This window comes from Labrys sp. (in: a-proteobacteria) (assembly GCF_047605565.1).
Taxonomy (GTDB): Bacteria; Pseudomonadota; Alphaproteobacteria; order Rhizobiales; family Labraceae; genus Labrys; species Labrys neptuniae.
In genome coordinates this window covers 1-24,148 of the sequence record NZ_JASGFM010000035.1, presented here as the reverse complement: position 1 = coordinate 24,148, position 24,148 = coordinate 1, and the positions used below count along the sequence as shown (strand labels likewise).

The following is a 24,148-nucleotide window of genomic DNA, read 5'->3' as shown; positions in this document are numbered from 1 at the left end:
GAATGCGACCGAGAGAGGTGACATGGCGGGGTTACGCGCAAAGCAGAAGGCGGACAGGAACCGGCGCATCCTCGAGGCGGCCACCAGCCTGTTCCGGGACGCGGGCTATGACAGTGCGCGGATCGAAGACATCGCCGAACGCGCCGAGGTCTCGGTCGGCACGCTCTACAACTACTACCAGAACAAGGGCGACATCCTGCTTGCCGCGGTCACCATGGAGGTGGAGGAGGTGCTGGAGGCAGGCCGCCGGATCGTGGCCAATCCGCCGCCGACCGTTGCGGCGGCCCTGCAGGCGCTGATCGAGCAATATTACGACCATTCCCTGGTCTATCTGTCCAAGGAGATGTGGCGGGTCGCCATGGCGCTGTCGATCCAGCAGCCGGACAGCCCGTTCAGCCGGCGCTACACCGAGCTCGACCGGCGGCTTTCAGGCCAGGTCTCCAGCCTGGTGCTGAGGCTGCAGGCAAACGGCGCCGTGCGTGCCGATGTCGATGCGGCGGCGGCCGGCGAGATGTTCTTCAACAATCTCAATCTGATGTTCATCGAATTCGCCAAGGACGAGGCGATGCCGCTGGAGGCGCTGAAGGCCCAGGTCGAACGCCAGAACCGGCCGCTGTCGGGCTTGATCGCGGGCGGGCAGGCTTGAGCGCGACAACCTTCTCCCCTTGCGGGAGAAGGGAACAGGTCCTCACTCGGCCTTCACCTGCACCACCTTGTCCTGCCCGGCTTCCAGCGCACTCCAGGCCGCCACGGCCGCGCAGGCGATGAACAGCAATGTCGGCGCGGCGAAGCTGCCGGTGATGCCGCGCAGCAGCCCAGCCAGCAGCGGGCCGAAGCCGGCGATGATATAGCCGAAGCCCTGCGCCATGCCGGACAGGCGGGCGGCGACATGCGCATCGGGCGAGCGCAGGATGATCAGCGTCATCGCCACGGCGATCAGGCCGCCCTGGCCGATGCCGCAGAAAATGGCGCCGATCCAGGTGAGCGACAGAGGCAGCCAGTAGCAGCCGGCGAAACCGACGGCGCCGCAGGCGAGCAGGACAAGGCAGACCAGGCGCTGGTCGCGCCCGCGCATGGCCAAGGGCGGTGTCGCCAGGCAGGCCAGCATCTGCACCACCACGGAGCCCGACACCAGGAGGCCCGCGCTGGTGCCTTCCATGCCGCGGTCGCGCAGCATCGGTGCCATCCAGCCGAAGACGATATAGGCCATGGCCGATTGCAGGCCCATGAACAGCGTGACCTTCCAGGCGAGCCTGTCGCGGAACAGTCCCTTGACGGCCGGCTTGGCGGCAGCATGGTCATGGCCGGCCTTGAGGGCCTGCGGCGCCCAGATCAGGGCGGCCACCAGCGCCGGCACGCCCCACAGCGCCAGGGCGGCAGGCCAGCCGCCCGGCAGCGCCTTTTCGAGCGGCACGGTGAAGGCGGCCGCGGCGGCGGCGCTGCCGCACAGGGCCATGGTGTAGAGACCCGTCATCAGGGCGATCTGGTTGGGGAAGTCGCGCTTGACCAGCCCGGGCAGCAGCACGTTGATCATGGCGATGCCGGCGCCGGCCAGGAAGGAGCCGAGAAATAGGAAAGGAGCGTTTCCAAATCCACGCAGGCCGGTGCCCAGCGCGATCACCAGCATGCAGGCCAGGATGACGCGCTCGGCCGAGAAGCGCCGCGCCAGGTTGGGAGCCGGGAAGGAGAAGACCCCGAGGCAGACCACCGGCAGCGTGGTCAGCACGCTCGACCAGAACGCGTTGAGGCCGACGTCGCGCACGATCTCCGGCAGCACCGTCGACAGGCTCGAGAAGACCGCCCTGAGATTGGCGGCGATCAGCACCAGGCTGACACCGAGCAGGATACGGGCCGCCAGGCTTGCCCCATCGAGCTCGGGGCCCTCCTCGACGTCGATCAGCGGCTCTCCCGGCGGCGGATGCAGGACCTCGGCATCGGCGGAAGGCCGCAACGGCTTCTCAAAAGATCTGTCGGTCAAACGATGTTCGTTTCGCAATGGAGGAAAAACAACGGGCAGCCGATGCGGAAAAGCGGCGCGAATGCTCTTACCAATAGAGGGATCGGCCAGGGCGCTCAACCATCCTGCGTCCCGATGCGTGCAGGGGAGGCATGCGCCAAAACGCGGCAGGCGGGCGGCCTCTCTCCGGCTTGCCCGGCCTGCCGGAATAGGCTCTGTTGCGCGCCAAACTTTAAAGGCAGCATTCCGGGGGCACACATGCCGCAGGCCGATCTCATCATCCACAATGCCCGCATTCTCACCATGGATGAGGCGCGGCCGCGGGCCCAGGCCCTGGCGGTTGCAGGCAACCTTCTGCTCGCCGTCGGCAGCGACAGCGAGATCCTGGCCCTGGCGGGAGAAGGCACGAGGCGCATCGATGCCGGCGGCGGCACCGTGCTGCCCGGCCTCAACGAAGCCCATATGCACATCTTCGGCGGCTCGGTGTCGCTGACCCAGCTTTCCCTGTTCGGGGTGAAGGGATTCGAGGCCCTCAAGCAGGCGGTCACCGCCTATGCGGCCGCCAATCCCGATCTGCGCCTGCTCGTCGGCCTGTCGGCCGACTACACCATCCTGTCCGAGACCGAGAAGGTCACCCGCCACCATCTCGATGCCATCCTGCCGGACCGGCCCTTCATGATGCTGGCGCCCGACCGCCACACTGCCTGGGCCAATACGGCCGCACTGAAGGCCGCCGGCATCCTCGAAGGGCGCGACGTCGGGGTGGGCAACGAGATCGTCATGGGCGAGGACGGCCTGGCCACCGGTGAACTCAAGGAAACCAATGCCATCGATCCGGTGGCGGAAATGGGCGTCACCGCCGGGCGTGACCATCTCGGCATCGGCACGGGTGGGGATCCCGACCATGTCACGCATGAGGAGCGGGCCTCCGATCTCGCGCTGATCCGCCGGGGCCTCGCTTATTGCGCCGAGCTCGGCCTCACCAGTGTGCAGGCCATGGACGGCAATCTCTACCAGCTCGAGATCCTGGACGAGATCGAGCGCGAGCATGGCCTGCCCGTGCGCGTGCGCATGCCCTTCCACATGAAGAACTTCATGGATCTTGATATGATCGAGGCCAAGGCGGCAGGCTGGCGCCGGCGTTTCGACAGCGACAGGCTGCGCTGCGACTTCGTCAAGGTCTTCGTCGACGGCGTCACCGAATCCGGCACGGCCGTGATGGTGGACGACTATGCCGACGAGCCGGGCTGGAAGGGCGATCCCCTGTTCACGCGCGAGCATTTCGCCAAGGTCGCCGTCGAGGCCGACAGGCTCGGCCTGCAGGTCGCCGTGCATGCCATCGGCGACGGTGCCGTGCGCATCGTGCTCGATGGCTACGAGGCTGCCCGTAAGGCCAACGGGCCGCGTGACAGCCGGCATCGCATCGAGCATGTCGAGGTCGTCCACCCCGACGATGTCGGGCGCTTTGCCGAGCTCGGCGCGGTGGCCTCGATGCAGCCGACCCATCCGCCGGGTTCGGCGGGCCTGCCCCTGGAGCCCTATCTCACCCGCATCGGCGAGGCGCGCTGGCCACTCGCCTTCGCCTGGCGGAGCCTGAAGGATGCCGGCGCCCGCATCGTCTTCGCCACGGACTGGCCGGTCTCGCCGCTGTCGCCGCTGAGCTGCATCCAGGATGCGATGACCCGCCGGCCCTGGAAGGAGGGCATGCCGGACCAGCGCCTGAGCCTGGCCGAAACGCTCGCTGCCTATACCAGCGAGGGAGCCTATGTCGAGTTCATGGAGGACCGCAAGGGCCGGCTCAAGCCCGGCCATCTCGCCGACATCGTCGTCCTTTCCGGCGATATCGAGGCCACGCCCGCAGCCGAACTGGCGACGCTGCGCCCCGTCGCGACGATCTGCGACGGCAGGATCACCCACCAGGCCTGAGGCCCGGTTCGTTCACGAAGGCGTCACGACCTTGCGTGTTTGCTGTCCCCCGCAGACCTCGTTTGCGGGGAGGGGGCGATGCCGGGTCGCAAGAGTGCGGTGATCCTCACCCATGGCATGGGCGAGCAGATGCCGATGGCAACCCTGCGCGGCTTCGTCGAAGCCGTCTGGGTCCACAATCCCGACATCGACGGGCGTCGGCCGGACGATCCGCCCGAGCTTGGCAACCCGGTCTGGTGGAAGCCGGACACCCGCAATGGCTCCCACGAACTCTATCGCATCACCACGCGGTCGGGCGGTCATCGTCAGGGGGCCGAGGCGCCGCGCATCGATTTCTTCGAATTCTACTGGGCCGACCTCACCACGAGCACCACCACGGCCCAGTTGCGCGATTGGTTCATGTCGCTGCTCCTGCGTCGGCCAAGCCAGGTTCCCGGCGACGTCATCGGCATCTGGCTGATGCTCTGGGCGGCGACGATCGCGGCGATCGGCCTCGTTTCCCTGCAGGGCCTGGCGCAGATCCTCGATTGGAAGCTGGACAGCTGGGTGAAGGTGGCACTTTGGGGCTTTACGGCCCTCAGCGCCGTCTTCATCGCTTTCGCCGTCGCCTATTTCGGCGACGTGGCGCATTACATCCGGGCTAAGCCGGCCAATATCCAGGCCCGCCGCGAGATCCGCAAACGTGGCCTCGAATTGTTGCAGACCCTCTCGAAGAGCGGCGAATATGACCGCATCATCCTAGTCGGCCACAGCCTGGGCAGCGTCATCGCCTATGACTTGGTGCGGCTCTTATGGGCGGAAGAATATGCGGCGCGGACATTCGCACCGGCGGGCAAAGTGGCGGATGCCCTGGCGAAGCTACGCAAGGCCGGTGAAAGCTTGAACGCCAACCCGGACGATCCGAGCCTGCTCGATGCTTATCAGACCGAACAGAAAGGGCTGTTCACAAGCCTGCGCGAAGCGCATTCGGACACGAGGAAGCGCTGGCTTGTCTCGGACCTCGTCACCCTCGGCTGCCCGCTCACCCATGCCGAGTTCCTGATCGCCCGCAATATCGAAGCCTTGCAGCAGGATGTCGAGGCGCGCCGGCTGCCGAGCGCGCCGCCCGCCACCGAGGCGTCGGGCGACTATGCCTACCCGGTGCCCGATCCGACTTCGGCGGCGATGCGGCTCCACCACGCCGCCCCGTTCTCGCTGGTGCGCTGGACCAATATCTACGATCCGGCCCGGGGGGCGCTGCTCGGCGATGTCATCTCCGGCCCGGTCCGCGGCAATTTCGGCGCCGGCATCAGAGACGTCGCCGTCAGAATAAGCGGGCGGGTGCCCCTGCTCGGGCGGATCTTCACCCATACCCGCTATTGGGACGAGGATGAGGGAGCCGCCCGGAGCCTGGCGGCGCTGCGGCAGGCTTTGAAACTCGACGAACGATAGAGCAAAGCGCGCCCAAGCCCGAACGCCCATTTGCTCCAACTCCTTGTTCCCAAGCCAATCCAAAGCATTGGCTAAGGCGTCTTTGCGATTCCTGGTGGTTCCACCAAATCGCAAAACGCTTTGGCGCTGGTCCAGTTCGAGCCGGCCCGGCAGCCAAGCTTATCGTTCCCGGCACCTCCGAGCGCCGTGGCTCTCGCTACCCGGCCTCAGGATTTCCTCGGCTTCTTCTCCGGCAGCGGCAGGCTCGCCGCCTTGGAGTCGGAGGCCTTGGCCTTGTCGGAACCTTCTTCCACGGCTTCTTCGGCTTCCTCTGCGCCACTGCCGGCAAGCCTATGCTTGATAGCCAAAGCATAAATGGTGTTCAGTACATTCCGATCAGTCAACGTCGGATCGCTGAGAGCGAGAAAGCCTGCCCTTGCGATACGCTTGCTGTTGGCCTTCGAGACGCGCCCGACTATATACGTATAGAGAGCTTCGTCGGTGAGGCCGGACGTCGCTCCTTCGATCAAATATTCATAAATTTTCTTCTTGGTGTCACCCACGTGTCGGTCCTTCGATTGTGAATCGGGCAGACCATGCGTCATCGGGGTGTCACAAACAACCCTGCTCGGATCGGGCAGGTGCCAGGCAAAGATTACAAATGCCGAAAGCCCCCGGCAGAGTGTGCCGGGGGCTTCCCTCGCGATTGGTCTGGCGCAAGACGCTCCAGAGCAAAGCGCGGTCACACGTGAACGCTGGTTTGCTCTAACTCTTTGTTTCGACGCGTCTTTGCGATTCTCGGTGATTCCGAGAAATCACAAAACGCTCTAGGCGAAGCGCTCCTGCAACTGCACCAGATGGGAGGAGGCGATCGGATTGGCGTTGGCGACGAGCTTGTCGAAGCGGTGATTGGCGATCTTGGCGATCTCGATCAGGCCCGCGGAGCGCTCGACGGTCGGGGAGTTGGCCATGCGCGACCAGCCGGTTGCCAGCACCCGCTCATAGCGCTCGACTTCATGCGCGCAGATGATCAGCGGGAAGCCGAAATGCTTGCGGTAGGCCACGGCCAGCCTGTTCACCTCGGCCAGGTCCTCATTGTCGATGCCGGCATCGGCGTGGTCGAGCAGATAGGCATTGCCGGCGTCGCTTTCGCTGCCGAGATCGGCGAAGGAGTTCAGCAATTGCAGCTGTTCCTCGGCCGAACCGGTGAGCAGGGCATCGTGAAAGGCCGAGCGCAGGGCGATGGTGTCGGCAAAGGGGCGCAAGGCGTAGGCCCGCTCCAGCACCCAGGGCGTGTCCTCGACCAGGCCGCCGAAGGTCTTGGCGAATTCGGCGCTGCCCATCCTGTTGACGTCGGAGAGGGTGACCAGCGTATGGCCGGGGCGTCCGGCCACGGCGGGGCTATGCACCTTGCCGACATGGTTGAAGATGATGTTGAGCGCGATGGCCGAAATGGCGCCGAGCGTGATGCCCGAGCCGAAGATGATCTGGGCCCAGGCCGGGAAGGCGTTGGCCACGAAGGGCTGCGCCGTCACCAGCATGCCCAGGCCCACGCTGGTCGAGACGATCACGATGTTGTTGTGGTTGTTGAAATCGACCTTGCTGAGCGTCTGGATGCCGACCACGGCCACCGCCGCGAACATGGCGAGCGCAGCGCCGCCGAGCACCGGATGCGGGATACCGGCGACGATGGCGGCGGCCTTGGGCAGCGAGCCCAGGATGATCATGATCACGCCGGCGGCGACGATCACCCAGCGGCTCTTGACCTGGGTGAGGCGGACCAGGCCGACATTCTCGGCAAAGCAGGTATAGGGGAAGGAGTTGAGCACGCCGCCGATGAAGGTGGCGAGGCCGTCGGCCCGGATGGCGCGGCCGATATCCTCGGGCGCGATGCGCTTCTTGACGATCTCGCCGGTGGCGAAGACGTCCCCAGTGGTCTCGACCATGGTGATGATCATCACCACCATCATCGACAGGATGGCGGTGATCGAGAAGGTCGGCCAGCCGAAATAGAAGGGCGAGGTGTAGCCGACCCAGCCGGCATTGGCGACTTCGCTGAAATGCGCATCGCCCAGGGCCCAGGCCACCAGCGTGCCGGCGACCAGGCCGATGAGCACCGCCACCGTCTGCATGAAGCCGGTGAACACGCGCTGGATGCCGACGATCAGCGCCAACGTGCCGAAGGCATAGGCCAGGTTCTTGAGCAGGACCGGGTCCTGCATGGCGTTCGGGCCCTTGCCAACCACGATGTCGTTGGCGGCAACCGGCAGCAGCGCCACGCCGATGATCAGGATCACCGATCCCGTCACCACCGGCGGGAAGAAGCGGGTGAGCCTGGCGAAATAGGAGGCCACGGCGAAGGTGAACAGGCCTGCCACCAGCACCGAGCCATAGATGGAAAGCAGGCCCTCGGTGCCACCGCCGACGGCGAGGCCGATGGCGATCATCGGGCTCACGGCGGTGAAGGTCACGCCCTGCAGAAGCGGCAGCCGCACGCCGATATTGCCGATGCCGACCGCCTGGATGATCGAGGCGATGCCGCAGGTGAAGAGGTCGGCATTGATCAGGTGGATCAGTTGCTCAGGGCTGAGCTTGAGCGCGCTCGCCACGATGATCGGCACCAGCACCGCACCTGCGTAGAAGGCGAGCACATGCTGGAAGCCATAGGTCGCCAGCTTGGCGAAGGGCAGCACCTCGTCGACGGGATGCACCCGCGTGGTTTGCGCCGAGGCGGTGCTCGCCGCCGGGTTGGTCTGTTCAAGCGTCGTCATGGGACGTTTCCCCTCCTGATCGTTGGGTCTCGCTCCGGTCTTCGGCCGGGTGACGAGGGCAGGTTCAGTTCCGTGGCATGGGCATGGGCTTGGGCTTGGGCATGCGACGGCGATCCTCGCCGCGAGCGGGAGAAGGATGCCGGTCTTCCGGGGTGGTTCTGACGGGGGCCGGCCGGGTGTCAGCCGGCCTTGGCTGGAGCCCAGCCGGGCCGTTGCAGCCGGGCAGCACGCTGGGCGAAGCATCGCACCAGCTCGGCCGCCGTCAGGCTGGCGATGATTTCGGGGCGCTTGTCGTCGACATCGGCGCCGCCGATCGGGCAGGTCAGTTCGCCGAGCATGGCGTTGGTGCCGCTGTTGCGCAGGAACTGGCTTTCGAAGCGTTTGCGCTTGGTCTTGGAGCCGATCATGCCGACATAGGCGGCATCGCGGCGTTCCAGGGCCGCCTCGGTCAGGCGGTAGTCGAGCGCATGGCTGTGGGTGAGGATGATATAGGCGGCGCCGGCGGGGGCATCCGCGATGGCGTCGGCCGGATCCTCGAGATGAAGCGTGCGGCAATTCTCGGGCAGGCCGGTGAACATCTCGGCCCGATCGTCCACCAGCGTCACCGCGAAGGGCAGCAGCGAGAGCATGCTCGCCAGCGCCCGGCCGGTATGGCCGAGCCCGAACACCAGCACCGGCGGCCGTGCATCCAGGAGCTTGGCCTCATGGTCGCCGAGCCAGGCGGCGACCTTCGTGGTCACCGGCTCGAAGCGCAAAGTGACATGGCCGCCGCAGCACTGGCCCATCATCGGGCCGAGCGGCAGGTCCATGCTCTGGGAGGCGGGTCCGCGTCCTTCCTTGCCTTCGGTCAGCATGGAACGTGCCACGTCGATGGCATGGAATTCGAGATGGCCGCCGCCGATGGTGCCTGCAACCGCTTCCGATGTCACCAGCATCAGTGCATCGACGCCGCGCGGCGTCGAGCCCAGTGCCGCCGCGATCTCGACCAGGATGGCCTGGCTGCCATCGGCTTCGATCGTGGCGAGGAGCCTGCCGATCTCCAGATCAACCATGGCCCCCGCTCCTCTCCCGCACCTTCGCGTGCATCGCCTCGACCGCGAAGAGGACGCGCTCGGGCGTGGCGGGCGCATCGAGATCAGGGAAGATCTTGTAGTCGCCGATCGAGGCCACCGCGTCCGACAAGGCGTGCAGGACGGAGATCGGCAGCACCAGAGGCGGCTCGCCCACCGCCTTGGAGCGATGGATCGAGGGCATGTGGTTGGGCTTGTTCAACAGGTTGATGTTGAAGACGCGCGGCCGGTCCGAGGCCACCGGGATCTTGTAGGTGGAGGGCGCATGGGTGCGCAGGCGCCCCTTGTTGTCCCACCACAATTCCTCGGTGGTCAGCCAGCCCATGCCTTGCACGAAACCGCCCTCGATCTGGCCGATGTCGATGGCCGGATTCAGCGAGGAGCCGACGTCGTGCAGGATGTCGACCCGCTCGACCCGGTATTCGCCGGTGAGCGTGTCGATGGTGACCTCCGAGGCGGCGGCGCCATAGGAATAATAGTAGAAGGCGCGCCCGCGGCCGGCCTTGCGGTCCCAATAGATGTCCGGGGTGCGATAGAAGCCGGAGGAGGAGAGCTGGATGCGGTTGCTATAGACCTCCTTGACGAAATCCGCCCACTCGATCTCGCGATTGCCGACACGCACGCGGCCGGGCAGGAATTCGACCTGGTCGGCGGGGACGCCGTGCTTCTCCACGGCGTAGGCGACCATGCGCTCCTTGATGTTGTTGCAGGCATTGAGCGCTGCCATGCCGTTGAGATCGGTGCCCGAGGAGGCCGCCGTCGGCGAGGTGTTGGGCACCTTGGCGGTGGTGGTCGGCGTGATCTTGACCATGTCGAGATCGATCTGGAAGGCCTGCGCCACCACCTGGGCGACCTTGATGTAGAGGCCCTGGCCCATTTCGGTGCCGCCATGGTTCACGCTCACCGAACCATCGGTATAGACGTTCACCAGCGCGCCGGCCTGGTTCTGCCAGCTATTGGTGAAGGAGATGCCGAACTTGACCGGCGTCAGCGCGATGCCGCGCCGGAAGGTGCCGCCGCGGGCATTCTCCCTGATATTCTCGGCGCGAATTTCGGCGCGCCGGGCCTGGTAGTCGCTGGATGCCTCGAGCTTGGCGATGATCTCGGCCGAGAGGTCCGCCTCCACCGTCTGGTGATAGGGGGTGAGATCGCGGCCCGGTCCGCCATAGAAGTTGAGCTTGCGGATATCGAGCGGATCCTTGCCGGTGGCATAGGCCACTTCCTCGATCAGGCGCTCGGCGCCGATCACGCCCTGCGGGCCGCCGAAACCGCGGAAGGCGGTGTTGGAGACGGTATGGGTGCGCCAGGGCTGAGCGTTGAGGCGCACGGCCGGATAGAAATAGGCGTTGTCGGCATGGAACAGCGCGCGGTCGGTCACCGGGCCGGAGAGGTCGGCCGAGAAGCCGCAGCGGGCGGCGAACAGGATGTCGACGGCGAGGATATGGCCTTCGTCGTCGAAGCCGACTTCGTAGTCGATCACGAAATCGTGGCGCTTGCCGGTGGCGACCATGTCGTCGTCGCGGTCGGGCCTGAGCTTGACCGCCTGGCCGGTGCGCCGTGCCGCCAGGGCCGCGATGGCGGCGAAGATGTTGCCCTGGGTCTCCTTGCCGCCGAAGCCGCCGCCCATGCGGCGGATCTCGCAGGTGATGGCGTTGCTCGGTACATCAAGCACATGCGCCACCGCGTGCTGGATCTCGCTGGGGTGCTGGGTGGAGGAATAGAGGGTGACGTCACCATCCTCGCCCGGCACGGCCAGGGCGATGTGGCTTTCCAGATAGAAATGCTCCTGGCCGCCGAGTGACATCGAGCCCTTGATGCGCCGGGGCGCGGCGGTCATCGCCGCATCGAGATCGCCGCGGTTGAGGCTCATCGGTTCGGCGACGAGATCCTTACCGTCCTTGCGGGCGGCGGCGATGTCGAGAATCGCCGGCAGCTCCTCATAGGTGATCTTGGCCTTGGCCGCAGCCAGGCGCGCCTCGTTGCGGGTGCGGGCAATCACGGCGAAGATCGGCTGGCCGTAGAACATCACCTTGCCCTCGGCGAAGACCGGGTCGTCGTGATGGTTGGAGGGGCTGATATCGTTGACGCCGGGAATGTCGGCCGCCGTGAGCACCAGCTCGACGCCGGGGCTGTCCTTCACCGCCGAGAGGTCGATCTCCTTGATCAGGCCATGGGCGCAGTGCGACAGGCCGAGGGCGGCGTGCAGGAGACCGGCCGGTTCGGGCATGTCGTCGATATAGAGGGCCTCGCCGGCCACGTGCTTGTGGCCGGAATCGTGGCGGGTGGATTGATAGACGCCGCCGGAGACCTGGTCGCGATTGGCTGCGAAGACGGGCTTATGCATGGGCGTCACTCCGGAGGATGCCGGCAACCCGATGAACGGAGCCGGTGGCCGTCTCGGCCTGGAAACGGCGGATCAGATTGGCGGCTACCGTCGAGCGGTAGCGCGCGCTGGCACGCCAGTCGTCGAGCGGCTTGAAATCGCTGGCCAAAGCGAGGGCCGCGGCCTCTGCGGCCTCGGCGTTGAAACTCCGGCCGGCAAGGGCCGCCTCCGCGGCAGCGGCGCGCTTGGGCGTGGCAGCCATGCCGCCGAAGGCCAGCACGGCATTCGTGGTCAGGCCCGCCCCATCCCGCTCGAGGCGGAAGGCGGCGCACACGGCCGAAATGTCCTCGTCGAAGCGCTTGGAGATCTTGGAGACGTGGAACAGCGTGCCCGGCTTGGGCTTGGGCACGATCAGGGCCTCGACGAAATCGCCCGGCTGGCGGTCCTGCTTCTTGTAGGCGATGAAGAACTGTTCCAGCGGCACGGTGCGCCGCTCCCCGCCGCGCCGCAGCGTCACGCTGGCGCCGAGGGCGATCAGCACCGGAGGGGAATCGCCGATGGGCGAGCCATTGGCGACGTTGCCGCCGACGGTGCCGGCATTGCGTACCTGCTCGGAACCGAAGCGGCGGATGAGTTCGTCGATCTGCGGGTCGAGGGCGCCGAGCGCGGCGCGCGCGTCGCTGAGCGAGACCAGGGCACCGATGACGAGGTGGTCGCCCTTGTCCTCGATGCGGTCGAGTTCGCCGACGCGGCCGAGGGTGATCACGGTGGCCGGGCGCATCAGCATCTTGGTGATCCACAGGCCGACATCGGTGGCACCGGCCACCAGGGTGGCATCGGGATGAGCGGCCGTGAGTTCGGCGAGCTGGTCAGCGGTGGCGGGGGCGAACAGCTTGCGGCCGCCCTCGGAAATCTCGATGATGTCCTGGTCGGCGAGGCCGGCCAGCTTGCGGGCGATCTCGGCGCGGCCGACATTCAGGGAATCGGCGCTGGACGCCTCGATCTCGTAGGCCCGGTCGAGCGCCGAGATGATCGGACCATAGCCGGTGCAGCGGCACAGATTGCCGGCGAGGGCTTCCTCGATGCGCTCGCGCGAGGGGGCTGCGGCGGCGCCCAGCCACAGGGCGGTCAACGACATCACGATGCCGGGCGTGCAGAAGCCGCATTGCGAGCCATGCAGCTCCACCATGGCCTGCTGGACGGGATGCAGGCCGCCGCTTGCCTTCTTCAAATGCTCGACGGTGACGATGTGGCAGGCATCGAGGGTTGCCACGAAACGAATGCAGGCATTGATGGCTTCATAGCGCAGCTCGGTCTTTCCCGTGCCGTCTTGGCGCAGCCGCCCGACCAGCACGGTGCAGGCGCCGCAGTCACCCTCGGCGCAGCCTTCCTTGGTACCGATGAGCCGACGCTCGTTGCGCAGCCAGTCCAGCAGCGTCAGCGTGGGGTCGAAGCCCTCCAGCGAGAACTGGCGATCGTTGAGTAGGAATCTTACGGTCCGGCGCATGATCATCCGTGTGGTTTGGCGAGGTCCGTCGGCCGGCTTGTCCCGGCTTGCCGACCTCGCAGCATAGTCGATGAAGGCACTGAAGCGAGCCAGGCAAGAAGCATGCCCGGCCCCGAACATACCAACGCATGCCCGGCGACTGGCGACCCGAGGACGGGTGCACGGCGGCGAACATGCCAAGGAACTGGAACCGGGGCTGGAGGCCCGGCCGATCTCGAACAAGATCGGAATGTGATTGGAGGTCTCGATCCGGTCTCCCTGCGCCGGCGGTTCCCTCCCAAAATCTTCTCGTCGGGCTCGCTTCCGAAGCAAGGCGCGTTCAGTCTGAACGCATGCTTGCCTCAATTCGTTGTTTCCAAGCCAATCCAGCGGATTGGCAGGAGCGTCTTTGCGCTTCGTGCCGAATTCCGGCAGATCGCAAGGCGCTCGAGCCTCTTTGTAGCACTTATAATTTACCGATGAACCTCACGGCGGTAGACAGGCCCCATATGAAGGACTTCCCAAAAAAATGTGACAATCGCCCGGTCGGGATATGGTTATGATGTCTGGCATGATCGGTGAACCATGCCATGGGATCCTGACGTATTCGCGGGTCCCACGCTCGTGCCCGCCTTGAAGGTACGGCGTCTTCACCAGACAAAAGCGCTCCAGTCGCGCGCGCTGTGCGCCAGCCAGAAGGAAGTGACGTTGTGACGACGAAGGATATCTCGCGGGCGGATACGGCCTTGCGCGGCCGCCTGCTCTGGTTCGTTGATAGCCCCGAGGAGCATGGCGAGAGCGCCGTGCGCTATATCGAGGACGGCCTGCTGGTCCTGGCCGGCGGCAAGATCCTGGCGGTCGGCGAGACCTCCGTTCTGCGTTCCCAGCTTCCCGCCGCCGCCGTGATCCATGATCATTCGGGCCGGCTGATCACGCCCGGTTTCATCGATCCGCATATCCATCTGCCGCAGACCCAGGTGGTGGCGTCCTGGGCGGCCCAGCTGCTCGACTGGCTCAACACTTATACCTTCGTCGAGGAACAGAAATATGGCGATCCGGCCCATGCGGCCCGCGGCGCCGCCTTCTTCTTCGACGAATTGCTGTCCAACGGCACCACCACGGCGGTCGCCTTCTGCTCGGTGCATTCGGCCTCGGCCGAGGCCTTCTTCGCGGAATCCGAGCGGCGCAACACCCGCATGGCTGCCGGCAAGGTGATGATGGATCGCTATGCACCCGACGCGCTCACCGACACCGCCCAATCCGGCTATGACGACAGCAAGGCCCTGATCGGGCGCTGGCACGGCCGTGGCCGGCAGCTCTATGCGATCGCGCCGCGCTTTGCCATCACCTCCACGCCCGGGCAGCTCGAAGCCGCCGCGACCCTGTCGCGCGAAAATCCGGACTGCCTGGTCGAGACCCATATTTCGGAAAATCTGGAAGAAGTCGCCACGGCCAAGCGGCTCTATCCCGAATGTGCCGACTATACCGCGATCTACGAGAAATATGGGCTGCTCGGCAGCAAATCGCTGATGGGGCATTCGATCCATCTGTCCGAGAGCGAGCGCCAGCGTTATGCGGATGTCGACGCGGTCGCCGTGTTCTGCCCAACCTCCAACCTCTTTCTCGGTTCGGGGCTGTTCGACTGGAAGGCGATGCGCGACCCCAGGCGGCCGGTGCGCATCGGCGTTGCCACCGATATCGGCGGCGGCACCTCCTATTCCATGCTGCAGACCATGAACGAGGCCTACAAGGCGCTGCAATTGCAGGGCCAGCGCCTGGATTCGCTGGCGCTGTTCCACGCCATGACCCGCGGCAACGCCATCGCCATCGGCCTCGATCATCTGATCGGCAGTTTCGAGCCCGGCCATGAATGCGATGCCGTGGTACTCGACGCCAGGGCGACCCCTGCCATGGCGCATCGCATGGAGACGGTGACCACCCTGGCCGAAGAGCTCTTCGTGCTGGTCACGCTGGGCGACGATCGCGCCGTCGAGGAGACCTATGTGATGGGCGAGCCGAAGAAGCCGCGCAAGCGCGGCTGAGGCTTATTTTAGGGATGTGCGGACTTCCGATTCGCCGCCCCTTTCCCCGGAAGGTTCTGCGCCCCAGGCCTGGCAGCAGCCCGCCATCGCCAAGCGAGAGGCGGGTTTTTTCTTGCCATGCCGGCGCATGGACGCGCGTGTTCGCCGCCTGGCTGTGCAGACTGCCTTTTATTCAGACAGTATTGCCGGCAATGATGGCCAGGCGGAGTCAGTACAGGTAAAATATCGGTGCTCATTGCATGGATGCTGATTGACTTGCATCTTTCGAGCGCTCTGACTTGCAGGATGCGGAGCCAAGATTCGGCCCGGCAATGACGCATGGAAATGCCGCCGGACATTACCATGCGTCATGTTGTAACCTCTGGCGGACGAGCGCGGGAGAGGGGATAATGGAGATCAAAGGGGCATCGCCCGACCTCTACAACGAGGATCTGGCCCCGGCGAAAATTCGCAATTGGGGGCCGTTCAGCATCTTCAACGTCTGGACCTCAGACGTGCACAGCCTGTGGGGCTATTATCTCGCCGCGAGCCTGTTCCTGTTCTGCGGCGGCTTCGTCAATTTCATCGTGGCCATCGGCATCGGCTCGTTGGTCATCTACGCGCTGATGAACCTGGTGGGCTATGCCGGCGTGAAGACCGGCGTGCCCTATCCGGTGCTCGCCCGCGCCTCCTTCGGCATCTGGGGCGCCAACCTGCCGGCCTTGGTGCGGGCCGTGGTCGCCTGTTTCTGGTATGGTGCCCAGACGTCGGCCGCTTCAGGCGCCATCGTGGCGCTGCTGATCCGCTCCGACAGTTTCGCCCAGTTCCATCGCGACGTGCATTTTCTCGGCCATTCCGGGCTCGAAGTGATCTGCTTCGTGGTGATCTGGGCCCTGCAGCTGTTGATCATCCAGAAGGGCATGGAGACGGTGCGGCGCTTCCAGGACTGGGCCGGCCCGGCGGTGTGGGTGATGATGCTGATCCTGGCGGTCTATCTGTGCGTCAAATCCGGCAAATTCGCCTTTTCCAGCGATATTCCCCTCGACGTCCTTCTCGACAAGACCAAGGATGCCGGGGTGCCCGGCACGCCAGGGTCCTGGACCTCGCTGTTTGCGGTGGCGGCGATCTGGGTGACCTATTTCTCGGCGCTCTACCTGAACTTCTGCGACTTCAGCCGCTATGCACCCGACAAATCGGCGGTGCGCACCGGCAATCTCTGGGGCCTGCCGGTCAATCTGGTGCTGTTCTCGATGGTGGCCGGCGTCACCACCATCGCCGCCTACGACGTCTATGGCGAGGTGCTGCTGCATCCCGACCAGATCTCGGCCAAGTTCGACAGCTGGTTCCTGGCGCTGCTTGCCGCGTTGACCTTCGCGGTGGCGACGCTGGGTATCAACGTCGTCGCCAATTTCGTCTCGCCGGCCTTCGATTTCGCCAATGTCTTCCCCCGCGCCATCGACTTCAAGAAGGGCGGCTACATCGCAGCCTTCATCGCCCTGGTGCTCTATCCCTTCGCACCCTGGGAAGGCAGCGCCGCCAGCTTCGTCGGCATCATCGGCGCCACCATGGGGCCGATCCTCGGGGTGATGCTGGTCGACTATTATCTCATCCGCAAGGGCGAGATCGACGTCGAGGCGCTCTATCGCGAGGATGGCGAGTTCCGCTTCCAGGGCGGCTGGCATGTCAACGCCCTGATCGCCGCCGGCATCGGCGCGCTGTTTTCCTCCATCCTGCCCAACCTGACCAATTGGCTGCCGGCCTGGTGGGGCATCTATGGCTGGTTCTTCGGCGTCGCTATCGCGGGCGTCATCTATTATGCGCTGCGCTTGGCTGCGCCGGGCGTGAAGGTGTCGGGCGCGAAGGCCTGAGGAAGGAACCCGGCTGAGGGAGCAACGATTCCGCTCCCTCATTCCGCAGAAGGCCGGGCGACGTCTCCATGCCAGGTCGAGATGGCGGGAGACTTTCCCCGTCACTCCGTCATCTCGCCGAGCACCTCGGCGGCTCGCACCCGGTCGAGGTCGCCTTCCCAGGCGGCGATGACTACGGTTGCGACGCAGTTTCCGACGAGATTGCCGACGGCGCGCGCCATGCCGATGAACCAGTCGACGGAGAGGACGAGTACGAGGCCGATGGCGGGAATGGCGGGGATCGTGTTGAGCGTGGCTGCCAGGATCACGATGGCCGAGCCCGGCACGCCATGGGCCCCCTTCGAGGTCAGCAGCGAGACCCCCAGCACCACAAGCAGGTCTCCGAGCGACAGGGGCGTGTTGGTGGCCTGGGCGATGAAGACGACGGCCAAAGTGAGATAGATCGAGAAGGCATCGAGGTTGAAGGAATAGCCGGTGGGAATGACGAGGCCGACCACCGATTTGCGCACGCCCAGATGCTCCAGCTTGCGCATCACCTGCGGCAGGACGGCGTCCGAAGAGGCGGTCGCCAGGACGATGGCGAGTTCCGCGCGCAGATAGGCCAGGAAGCGGAAGATGTTGATGCCGGCCATCCGCATGATGCCGCCCAGCACCACGATGACGAAGACGGCGACGGCGGCATAATACAGGACGACCAGCGAGACGAGCTGCTGCAGCGAACCGACACCGTATTTGCCGACCGTATAGGCAACGGCGCCGAGGACGCCCAGAGGTGCGAGGCGCACGATGAGCGACATGGTCTTGAACAGGATCGTCGCCACGGCATCCACGAAGGAGGAGACCTTTTCCGCCTTTTCGCCGCCGACGAGCGCGAGGCTCGTACCGAAAAGGATGGCGAAGAACAGGACCTGCAACACGTCGTTGCGCGCCAGGGCGTCGATCGAGGTGGTCGGGACGATGTTGAGAATGAAGCTGCCGATGCCCGCACCCTGCAGCTTGTGGGCATTGTCGGCATAGCTGCCCATGGCGCCGGCATCGAGCTTGGACGCGTCGATATTCATGCCGTGGCCCGGACCGGCGACGAGGGCCAGCAGCAGGCCGAGGGCGAGGGCTGCCGTGGTCACCACCTCGAAATAGATCAGCGCCTTGACGCCGACCCGCCCGACCTTGCGCAGGTCGCCGACGCCGGCGATGCCGTTTACCACCACGCAGAAGACGATCGGCGCCACGATCATCGAGATGAGCTTGAGAAAACCGTCGCTCAGCACCTTCAGCTGAACGGAAAAGGCCGGCGCGGCCATGCCGAGCACGACGCCGAGCGCAAGGGCGACGAGAACCTGGAGGAAGAGGGAATTGATGAGCGGTTTCCGGCGGGCCGGGGCCGTGATGGCATCCATGGTCATCGGAATATTCCTGTCCGAAGGCGCAGCGGTCGGCAGTTGTCCCGCAACCGGCCGGCACGTCTGGCACCTGGGGTGACGACGAACCCATCCCCGCGTCGCCGACGGCGCGCGTCGGGCTCGCTGGGGAAATCAAAGCAAGGAGCATGCCAGCCGGCATTTGCCGTAGGTATCGTGTTGGAAGCCGGACGCCCGTTTTGCGCAACGACGATGCGGCGACAGCGACCAGGGGGGCGGGGCAATGCAGTTCACATAAGGAGGAAACGCTCCGACTTGTCATAGCCGGACTTGCACCGGCTATTTACAATCCGCGCGAAAGGGCTGGATTGCCGGGTCAAGCCCGGCAATGAAATAGCTCATGCCAACTCGAAGACCCTAGAGTGAACTGTATTGCCTTTGGGGTCTCTCTCGCCGGTCAGAACGAATTGCGGGCATCGCTTCTGGGATCGCCGTCGATTTTATGCGCCTCGTAGAGATCGGAGCGGGCGGTTCGCCGCCACGGCCGCGCGGGATGGTCGCGATCCGTCGCGATGTCGGTGACGGCGATGGCCGGCGTGCCATCTGCCGGGCATTGCACTTTCCATCGGCCGTCCGGTGCGGCTATTCCGGAGGGGACCGTCACGCTCTGCGGCGCATGGGCGGCATAGCTGACCCAATAGGCATTGCTGGCGGCATGTCCCAAGGCCTCTGCCGCGAAAGGCGGTGCGGCCGACGGGCTCTCACCTGTCGTCGAAAACAGGACGCAATCGACATCGAGCCTTTCATAGTCGGTGAATATCTCCGGATAGTGCGCTTCCATGCCGAGCGCACAGCCGAAACGCAGATCGTCGACCTCGAAGGTCACCGGCTGCCTGCCCGGCGAATACATGAAGGAGATCTTGGTGTGCGAGAGCATCCGCTCGTCATAGCGGGTGACGAGATCTCCGCGATCGGAGACGACGTAGAGGCTGTTGTGCGGCCGGTGCGGCGGGGTCAGGCGGTGGACCGACCCGAACACCGTCCAGAGCTCGAGTTCGCGCGCGAGCCTGCTGATCGCGTCGAGTTCCTCGCTTAGAACCGCCCAATCGAATCGGGTCCAGTCGGAGGGGCCGACGTCGCGGGGACCATTCGCTGACATGATGCGCTTGTTGGGGGAGCAGGTCGCACCCTCCGGGAAATGGATGAGGCGCGCACCGGTCCTGTGGGCGTCGCGCATCAGGCGCCGCATTTCCGTGCCGCTGGTGCGAAGTGCGGAGCTGTCGCGAGGATCGTTGAACAGCGAGGATTGCGCCACCGCCAGCCGCACCGATTGGGTGTCGGCGTGGCGCGGCTGTGCCTCACGAAGATGTCTGAGCGCCGCGGTGTAGGACTCGCCCGTTTTGGCTGCGCGCGCACGGACACGGCGCTTGAGATTGCCATTCTGCGTCATTGTCAGGCCTTTCACGTCCCGGACGCAAGTTCCCCAGCAACCACGCCCGAAACGATCGGACCAGGACGACGACCCGAGACGGAAGTCCCTTTGCCCCCGTTTAAGGCCATGCTGGGGAAGGCCTTGGGAGGTTGGGCGTGGGCCACGCCTGGGTGAAAATGTCGGGCCTGCATTGGTTCGTCAAGGGGGCGGACTTGTGCAACCCTGCCGCGGTACCCTCCTCAGTCCGTACCATCCAGGATGTTGCCGGGCACCAGGCGCCCTGTCCGCCGTCCTGGGACCTGAAGGAGAATGCGAACGAAATGCCGCAGGTCTTTTTCCTTCAAGACCGGAGAACAATCGCCCGTTCTTATAATAATTTTCTCCTGGAGCTCAGATTGTGTCGAATTTGTTTCAGAAGGTACGTGCCTACCGCGTAGAGTTTTAAATAATTGTCAAATAATACTTCTTGAGAGATATCGAATTGTCCGTATAGACTGCTTCATATACTTGGCGGATCATCCGGGGCGGGCAATGAACTGGAACGGCGCTTTTCCCTTCGACAGCCACGACATGTCGGTGCTCTACACGAGGGAGGTCGCGCGGTACGAGGAGCAGCGCCAGCGCGATGCCCAGGCTGCGGCGGCCAATGCGGCGCTCGACATCTATGCCGGCATCGACGGTACCGGCCCCTATTCCGACCGAGCCTATGAGGCGGAGTTCCGCAACAGTTTCGTACAGCGCCTTTATCGGAGCTGGGGCAGCGAGGCACGATATTACCGGCGTGGACCGAGCCTCGACGGTGTCTCGACGCCGGCCCTGGGCATTGGTGCCTATCGCTCCGTGCGGGAGCGTTATCGCCACAAGGCGTTGGGGCCCAAACGCATTTTCTTAGCCGGCTATAGCAGGGGTGGTGCGGCGGTCGTCTATGCCGCCTCCCTGCTCGCGCTGGAAGGCATTCCCGTCGATGGGCTCTTCCTGTTCGATGCCGTCGACAGGCAGCCCTTCAATTCACCGCTGTTCATTCCGCCCAATGTCCGGGTGTGCTTCCATGCCCGCCGTGATCCGAAGACGGGATCGCGGCTGCTGTTCGGCAGCTATGCGACGCGGCGCACGCCAGGTGCCGCCACCATCTACAAGCAGCAATATTTCTTCTGCACCCATGGCGGCATGGGCGGCACGCCCTGGGGCGTCGCCGATCCCGACGGCTATATCAACGAATCCAATGATTATCTGCCGCCCGGCGCCGGCGGGGCGCGGCGTCCTCCCGCTTCGCCCGTAGATCGTTTGGCCAGCGACCGGACGACGCGTGAAATCCTGAAATACACCGCGCCGGGCGCCAATGGCGCCCTGGAAGCCTATGACGCCTACAGGCATTTCAGCCGGACGAAGGTCACCTTGGCCCAGGAACAGGCCGAGTCGGCCAGGGTGTGGATCTGGATGTCGACGGCCCTGAAGGTCCTGCGCCAGGACCTGGCCGCCATCCCGGTTTCCTGAGCGGTGGAAAGTTCATTGGTGGCCCGGCCGCGCCCGCCAATCCGCCAGGAAGCGGCGCGCGAAGGCCAGGAAGCGCGCCAGCACCGGGCTGGGTTCGCGCTGATAGATCATGCTGACGTCGGCGCTGGGGGCGGGCGGCACCAGGTCGCGATAGATCACCTCGGGGCGTGACAGGGCGCTGACGCTGCGAGGGGCGAGGGCGACGCCGAAGCCGGCTGCGACCAGGCTGGTCAGCGAATAGGATTCGATCACCTGCTGGCTGATGCGCGGGATGAAGCCCGCCTCCACGCAGCATTGGCGCAGATAGACTGCGAAGCTGGAATCACGCAGGCGCAGGAAGACATGTTCGTCCTCATGCAGCTCGGCCAGAGCGATGGCGCCGTGCTCGGCCAGGCGATGGCCTGATGGCAGGAAGACGCCGACAGGCTCGCGCCAGGCGGTTTCGCGCACCAGTTCGGCATCTTCGGGCGGCATGCGCAGGAAGCTGATGTCGACGGCCCGCGTCGCGAGCGCGTTGAGCTGGGCCTCGGGGGCCATTTCGTGCAGGCCGATCACCACGCCCGGAAAACGGCGTCGATATTCCGCCATCAGGGCGGCGAGCGGACCGAGCAGCATGGAACCGGTCGCCGCCACGTTGAGTGCGCCCGTCATGCCCTGGCCGATTGCCTTGACCTGCGTTGCCGCCAGCTCGGCACTGGCGATGATGCTGCGGGCATGGGCGAGAAAAGCGGTGCCGGCTTCGGTCAGCACCACCTTGCGGCTGGTGCGCAGGAACAGCACCGCGCCGAGCTCGTGCTCGAGGTCGCGGATCTGCTGGCTCAGCGGCGGCTGCGAGATGTGCAGGCGTTGTGCCGCGGCCGTGAAGCTGAGCTCCTCCGCCAGGGCGATGAAGTAGCGCAGATGGCGCAGTTCCATGACGGTCGACAATCCATATGTTTGAGATATTGATTATACTGAACCATATATTGGACTAATAGCCCTTCCCCTGCAATCTTCAGGCAGCAATGGGCGGGAAAGACCGCTCCGTCGAAGAATTCAACCACGCCCTGGATTCGATCCCACCGGTCGCATGCGAGGCGCGATTTTCAAAAGACAGACGCAATTCCGATCCGCGGATCGAAGAATGCTTGAGGAGAAACGCTCATGGCCCGCATGACCGCGGCGGAAGCTGCTGTGCACATCATGGAGAAGGAAGGTGCGACCTGCGCCTTCGGTGTTCCGGGCGCTGCGATCAATCCGCTCTATGCCGCGCTGCGTCCGCGCAACCAGATCAAGCATGTCCTGGCCCGCCATGTCGAGGCGGCTTCCCACATGGCCGAGGGCTATACCCGCGCCAAGGCCGGCAATATCGGCATCTGCATCGGCACCTCCGGCCCGGCCGGCACCGACATGATCACCGGCCTCTATTCGGCGGCGGCCGATTCCATTCCGATCCTGTGCATCACCGGCCAGGCACCGCGCGCCCGCCTGCATAAGGAGGACTTCCAGGCCGTCGACATCGCCGCGATCGCCAAGCCCCTCACCAAGATGGCCGTCACCGTGATGGAGCCCGCCCAGGTGCCCGGCACCTTCCAGCAGGCCTTCCACCTGATGCGCTCGGGCCGTCCCGGCCCGGTGCTGATCGACCTGCCCTTCGACGTGCAGACGGCCGAGATCGAGTTCGATCCGGAGACCTACCAGCCGCTGCCCGTCTACAAGCCCAAGGCCACCCGCGCCCAGATCGACAAGGCCATCGCCCTCCTCCAGGCAGCCGAGCGCCCGCTGATCGTGGCCGGCGGCGGCATCATCAATGCCGATGCTTCCGACAAGCTCGTCACCTTCGCCGAGCTGACCGGCGTGCCCGTGATCCCGACCCTGATGGGCTGGGGCACCATTCCCGACGACCACCCCCTGATGGTCGGCATGGCCGGCCTGCAGACCAGCCATCGCTACGGCAATGCCACGCTGCTCGCCTCCGACTTCGTGCTCGGCATCGGCAATCGCTGGGCCAACCGCCATACCGGCACGGTGGAGGTCTACACCAAGGACCGCAAATTCGTGCATGTCGACATCGAGCCGACCCAGATCGGCCGCGTCTTCGCGCCCGACTACGGTATCGCCTCCGATGCCGGCCTGGCTCTCGACGTCTTCATCGAGGCCGCCAAGGAGCTCAAGGCCAAGGGTGAGCTCAAGGACCGTTCCGCCTGGCTGGAGGAATGCCGCGAGCGCAAGAAGACCCTGCTCCGCCGCACCCATTTCACCGAGACGCCGATCAAGCCCCAGCGCGTCTATGAGGAGATGAACAAGGCTTTCGGCCGCGACACCACCTATGTCTCGACCATCGGCCTGTCGCAGATCGCCGCTGCCCAGTTCCTGCATGTCTACAAGCCCAGGGGCTGGATCAACTGCGGCCAGGCCGGCCCGCTTGGCTGGACGCTGCCGGCGGCGCTCGGTGTCTGTGCCGCCGATCGCAGCGCCTCGGTGGTGGCGATCTCGGGCGACTACGACTTCCAGTTCCTGATCGAGGAACTGGCGGTCGGCGCCCAGTTCAACCTGCCCTATGTGCATGTGCTGGTGAACAATGCCTATCTCGGCCTGATCCGCCAGTCCCAGCGCGGCTTCAACATGGACTTCCAGGTCCAGCTCTCCTTCGAGAACATCAACACGCCGGAACTGGGCGTCTATGGCGTCGACCATCTCAAGGTGGTCGAGGGCCTGGGCTGCCGCGCTATCCGCGTCACCGATCCCGAGAAGCTGCATGAGGGCTTCGTGGAGGCCAAGCGCCTGGCGGCCGAACTGCGCGTGCCGGTGGTGGTCGAGGTGATCCTGGAGCGCGTCACGAACGTCGCCATGGGCACCGATCTCGACAAGGTCACGGAGTTCGAGGATCTCGCCCTCGATGCCACCGACGCGCCGACCGCGATCGCGCTGCTGGACTGATGACGTCATACCCTCCCCATCGAGGGGAGGGTAAAAGAGGGCCATAGAATATGCCTAAATTTGCCGCCAACCTCACCATGCTGTTCAACGAAGTGCCGTTCATGGAGCGCTTC

16 protein-coding genes are annotated in these 24,148 nt (G+C 65.1%); 7 read left to right on the top strand and 9 right to left on the bottom strand.

The window, feature by feature from the left end:
• Positions 1-22 precede the first annotated feature (22 nt).
• Entirely contained in the window at positions 23-646 is a 624-nt protein-coding gene (locus tag QM672_RS24720; protein ID WP_311934188.1) for a TetR/AcrR family transcriptional regulator, read from the top strand.
• Positions 647-688: 42 nt separating this feature from the next.
• On the opposite strand, the gene QM672_RS24715 is transcribed toward QM672_RS24720, so the two are convergent.
• The gene (locus tag QM672_RS24715) at positions 689-1,951 is read right to left on the bottom strand and encodes a CynX/NimT family MFS transporter (protein ID WP_415085777.1); all 1,263 of its coding nucleotides are present in this window, start codon (positions 1,949-1,951) and stop codon (positions 689-691) included.
• A gap of 264 nt (positions 1,952-2,215) precedes the next feature.
• On the opposite strand from QM672_RS24715, the gene QM672_RS24710 reads away from it, so the two are divergent.
• Positions 2,216-3,883 carry an amidohydrolase gene (locus QM672_RS24710; RefSeq protein WP_415085775.1) on the top strand — a complete coding sequence of 556 codons (1,668 nt, stop codon included), beginning with the start codon at positions 2,216-2,218 and terminating at the stop codon, positions 3,881-3,883.
• 78 nt (positions 3,884-3,961) lie between these two features.
• On the top strand, positions 3,962-5,314 hold the full coding sequence (locus tag QM672_RS24705; protein WP_415085773.1) for a hypothetical protein: 1,353 nt from the start codon (positions 3,962-3,964) through the stop codon (positions 5,312-5,314).
• Between the two features lie 206 nt (positions 5,315-5,520).
• On the opposite strand, the gene QM672_RS24700 is transcribed toward QM672_RS24705, so the two are convergent.
• From QM672_RS24700 to xdhA, 5 genes are all read right to left on the bottom strand, one after another.
• A complete protein-coding gene (locus tag QM672_RS24700) occupies positions 5,521-5,856 on the bottom strand; it encodes a hypothetical protein (RefSeq protein ID WP_311934192.1) in 336 nt (111 codons plus the stop codon).
• Between the two features lie 264 nt (positions 5,857-6,120).
• The gene (locus QM672_RS24695; protein ID WP_415085771.1) at positions 6,121-8,064 is read right to left on the bottom strand and encodes a solute carrier family 23 protein; all 1,944 of its coding nucleotides are present in this window, start codon (positions 8,062-8,064) and stop codon (positions 6,121-6,123) included.
• Between the two features lie 179 nt (positions 8,065-8,243).
• Complete coding sequence (gene xdhC, locus QM672_RS24690) at positions 8,244-9,116, bottom strand: xanthine dehydrogenase accessory protein XdhC (RefSeq protein ID WP_415085769.1); 873 nt, start codon at positions 9,114-9,116, stop codon at positions 8,244-8,246.
• Complete coding sequence (gene xdhB / locus QM672_RS24685) at positions 9,109-11,478, bottom strand: xanthine dehydrogenase molybdopterin binding subunit (RefSeq protein WP_415085767.1); 2,370 nt, start codon at positions 11,476-11,478, stop codon at positions 9,109-9,111. Before xdhB ends, xdhC begins: the two co-directional genes overlap by 8 nt.
• Positions 11,471-12,970 carry a xanthine dehydrogenase small subunit gene (xdhA, locus tag QM672_RS24680; RefSeq protein ID WP_415085765.1) on the bottom strand — a complete coding sequence of 500 codons (1,500 nt, stop codon included), beginning with the start codon at positions 12,968-12,970 and terminating at the stop codon, positions 11,471-11,473. The genes xdhB and xdhA overlap by 8 nt, the downstream gene beginning before the upstream one ends.
• Positions 12,971-13,653: 683 nt before the next feature.
• Here xdhA and guaD point away from each other — a divergent pair.
• Both guaD and QM672_RS24670 read left to right on the top strand, forming a co-directional pair.
• On the top strand, positions 13,654-14,985 hold the full coding sequence (guaD, locus tag QM672_RS24675; protein ID WP_415085763.1) for a guanine deaminase: 1,332 nt from the start codon (positions 13,654-13,656) through the stop codon (positions 14,983-14,985).
• Positions 14,986-15,374: 389 nt separating this feature from the next.
• Entirely contained in the window at positions 15,375-16,832 is a 1,458-nt protein-coding gene (locus tag QM672_RS24670) for an NCS1 family nucleobase:cation symporter-1 (RefSeq protein WP_394314069.1), read from the top strand.
• Between the two features lie 101 nt (positions 16,833-16,933).
• Here the strand turns inward: QM672_RS24670 and dctA are convergent, their stop codons facing one another.
• Both dctA and QM672_RS24660 read right to left on the bottom strand, forming a co-directional pair.
• Entirely contained in the window at positions 16,934-18,229 is a 1,296-nt protein-coding gene (gene dctA, locus QM672_RS24665; protein ID WP_367623897.1) for a C4-dicarboxylate transporter DctA, read from the bottom strand.
• A 418-nt stretch (positions 18,230-18,647) separates the two neighbouring features.
• Positions 18,648-19,640 (bottom strand): carbon-nitrogen hydrolase family protein, encoded by a 993-nt coding sequence (locus tag QM672_RS24660; RefSeq protein WP_415085761.1) that lies wholly within the window; start codon positions 19,638-19,640, stop codon positions 18,648-18,650.
• Positions 19,641-20,153: 513 nt separating this feature from the next.
• Between QM672_RS24660 and QM672_RS24655 the strand changes: the two genes are divergently transcribed.
• A complete protein-coding gene (locus tag QM672_RS24655; RefSeq protein ID WP_311934200.1) occupies positions 20,154-21,116 on the top strand; it encodes a hypothetical protein in 963 nt (320 codons plus the stop codon).
• A gap of 12 nt (positions 21,117-21,128) precedes the next feature.
• On the opposite strand, the gene QM672_RS24650 is transcribed toward QM672_RS24655, so the two are convergent.
• On the bottom strand, positions 21,129-22,031 hold the full coding sequence (locus QM672_RS24650; protein WP_367623635.1) for a LysR family transcriptional regulator: 903 nt from the start codon (positions 22,029-22,031) through the stop codon (positions 21,129-21,131).
• Positions 22,032-22,259: 228 nt separating this feature from the next.
• On the opposite strand from QM672_RS24650, the gene gcl reads away from it, so the two are divergent.
• Entirely contained in the window at positions 22,260-24,035 is a 1,776-nt protein-coding gene (gene gcl / locus QM672_RS24645) for a glyoxylate carboligase (RefSeq protein WP_394313507.1), read from the top strand.
• The last annotated feature ends 113 nt before the right edge of the window (positions 24,036-24,148 follow it).

Excerpts from the sequence above, each read along its gene's own strand:
- QM672_RS24695 (WP_415085771.1), bottom strand. The coding sequence starts at position 8,064 with ATGACGACGCTTGAACAGACCAACCCGGCGGCGAGCACCGCCTCGGCG.
- QM672_RS24720 (WP_311934188.1), top strand. The coding sequence starts at position 23 with ATGGCGGGGTTACGCGCAAAGCAGAAGGCGGACAGGAACCGGCGCATC.
- dctA (WP_367623897.1), bottom strand. The coding sequence starts at position 18,229 with ATGGATGCCATCACGGCCCCGGCCCGCCGGAAACCGCTCATCAATTCC.
- xdhB (WP_415085767.1), bottom strand. The coding sequence starts at position 11,478 with ATGCATAAGCCCGTCTTCGCAGCCAATCGCGACCAGGTCTCCGGCGGC.
- QM672_RS24670 (WP_394314069.1), top strand. The coding sequence starts at position 15,375 with ATGGAGATCAAAGGGGCATCGCCCGACCTCTACAACGAGGATCTGGCC.
- xdhC (WP_415085769.1), bottom strand. The coding sequence starts at position 9,116 with ATGGTTGATCTGGAGATCGGCAGGCTCCTCGCCACGATCGAAGCCGAT.
- QM672_RS24650 (WP_367623635.1), bottom strand. The coding sequence starts at position 22,031 with ATGGAACTGCGCCATCTGCGCTACTTCATCGCCCTGGCGGAGGAGCTC.
- QM672_RS24710 (WP_415085775.1), top strand. The coding sequence starts at position 2,216 with ATGCCGCAGGCCGATCTCATCATCCACAATGCCCGCATTCTCACCATG.
- gcl (WP_394313507.1), top strand. The coding sequence starts at position 22,260 with ATGGCCCGCATGACCGCGGCGGAAGCTGCTGTGCACATCATGGAGAAG.
- QM672_RS24655 (WP_311934200.1), top strand. The coding sequence starts at position 20,154 with ATGAACTGGAACGGCGCTTTTCCCTTCGACAGCCACGACATGTCGGTG.
- xdhA (WP_415085765.1), bottom strand. The coding sequence starts at position 12,970 with ATGATCATGCGCCGGACCGTAAGATTCCTACTCAACGATCGCCAGTTC.
- QM672_RS24705 (WP_415085773.1), top strand. The coding sequence starts at position 3,962 with ATGCCGGGTCGCAAGAGTGCGGTGATCCTCACCCATGGCATGGGCGAG.
- QM672_RS24660 (WP_415085761.1), bottom strand. The coding sequence starts at position 19,640 with ATGACGCAGAATGGCAATCTCAAGCGCCGTGTCCGTGCGCGCGCAGCC.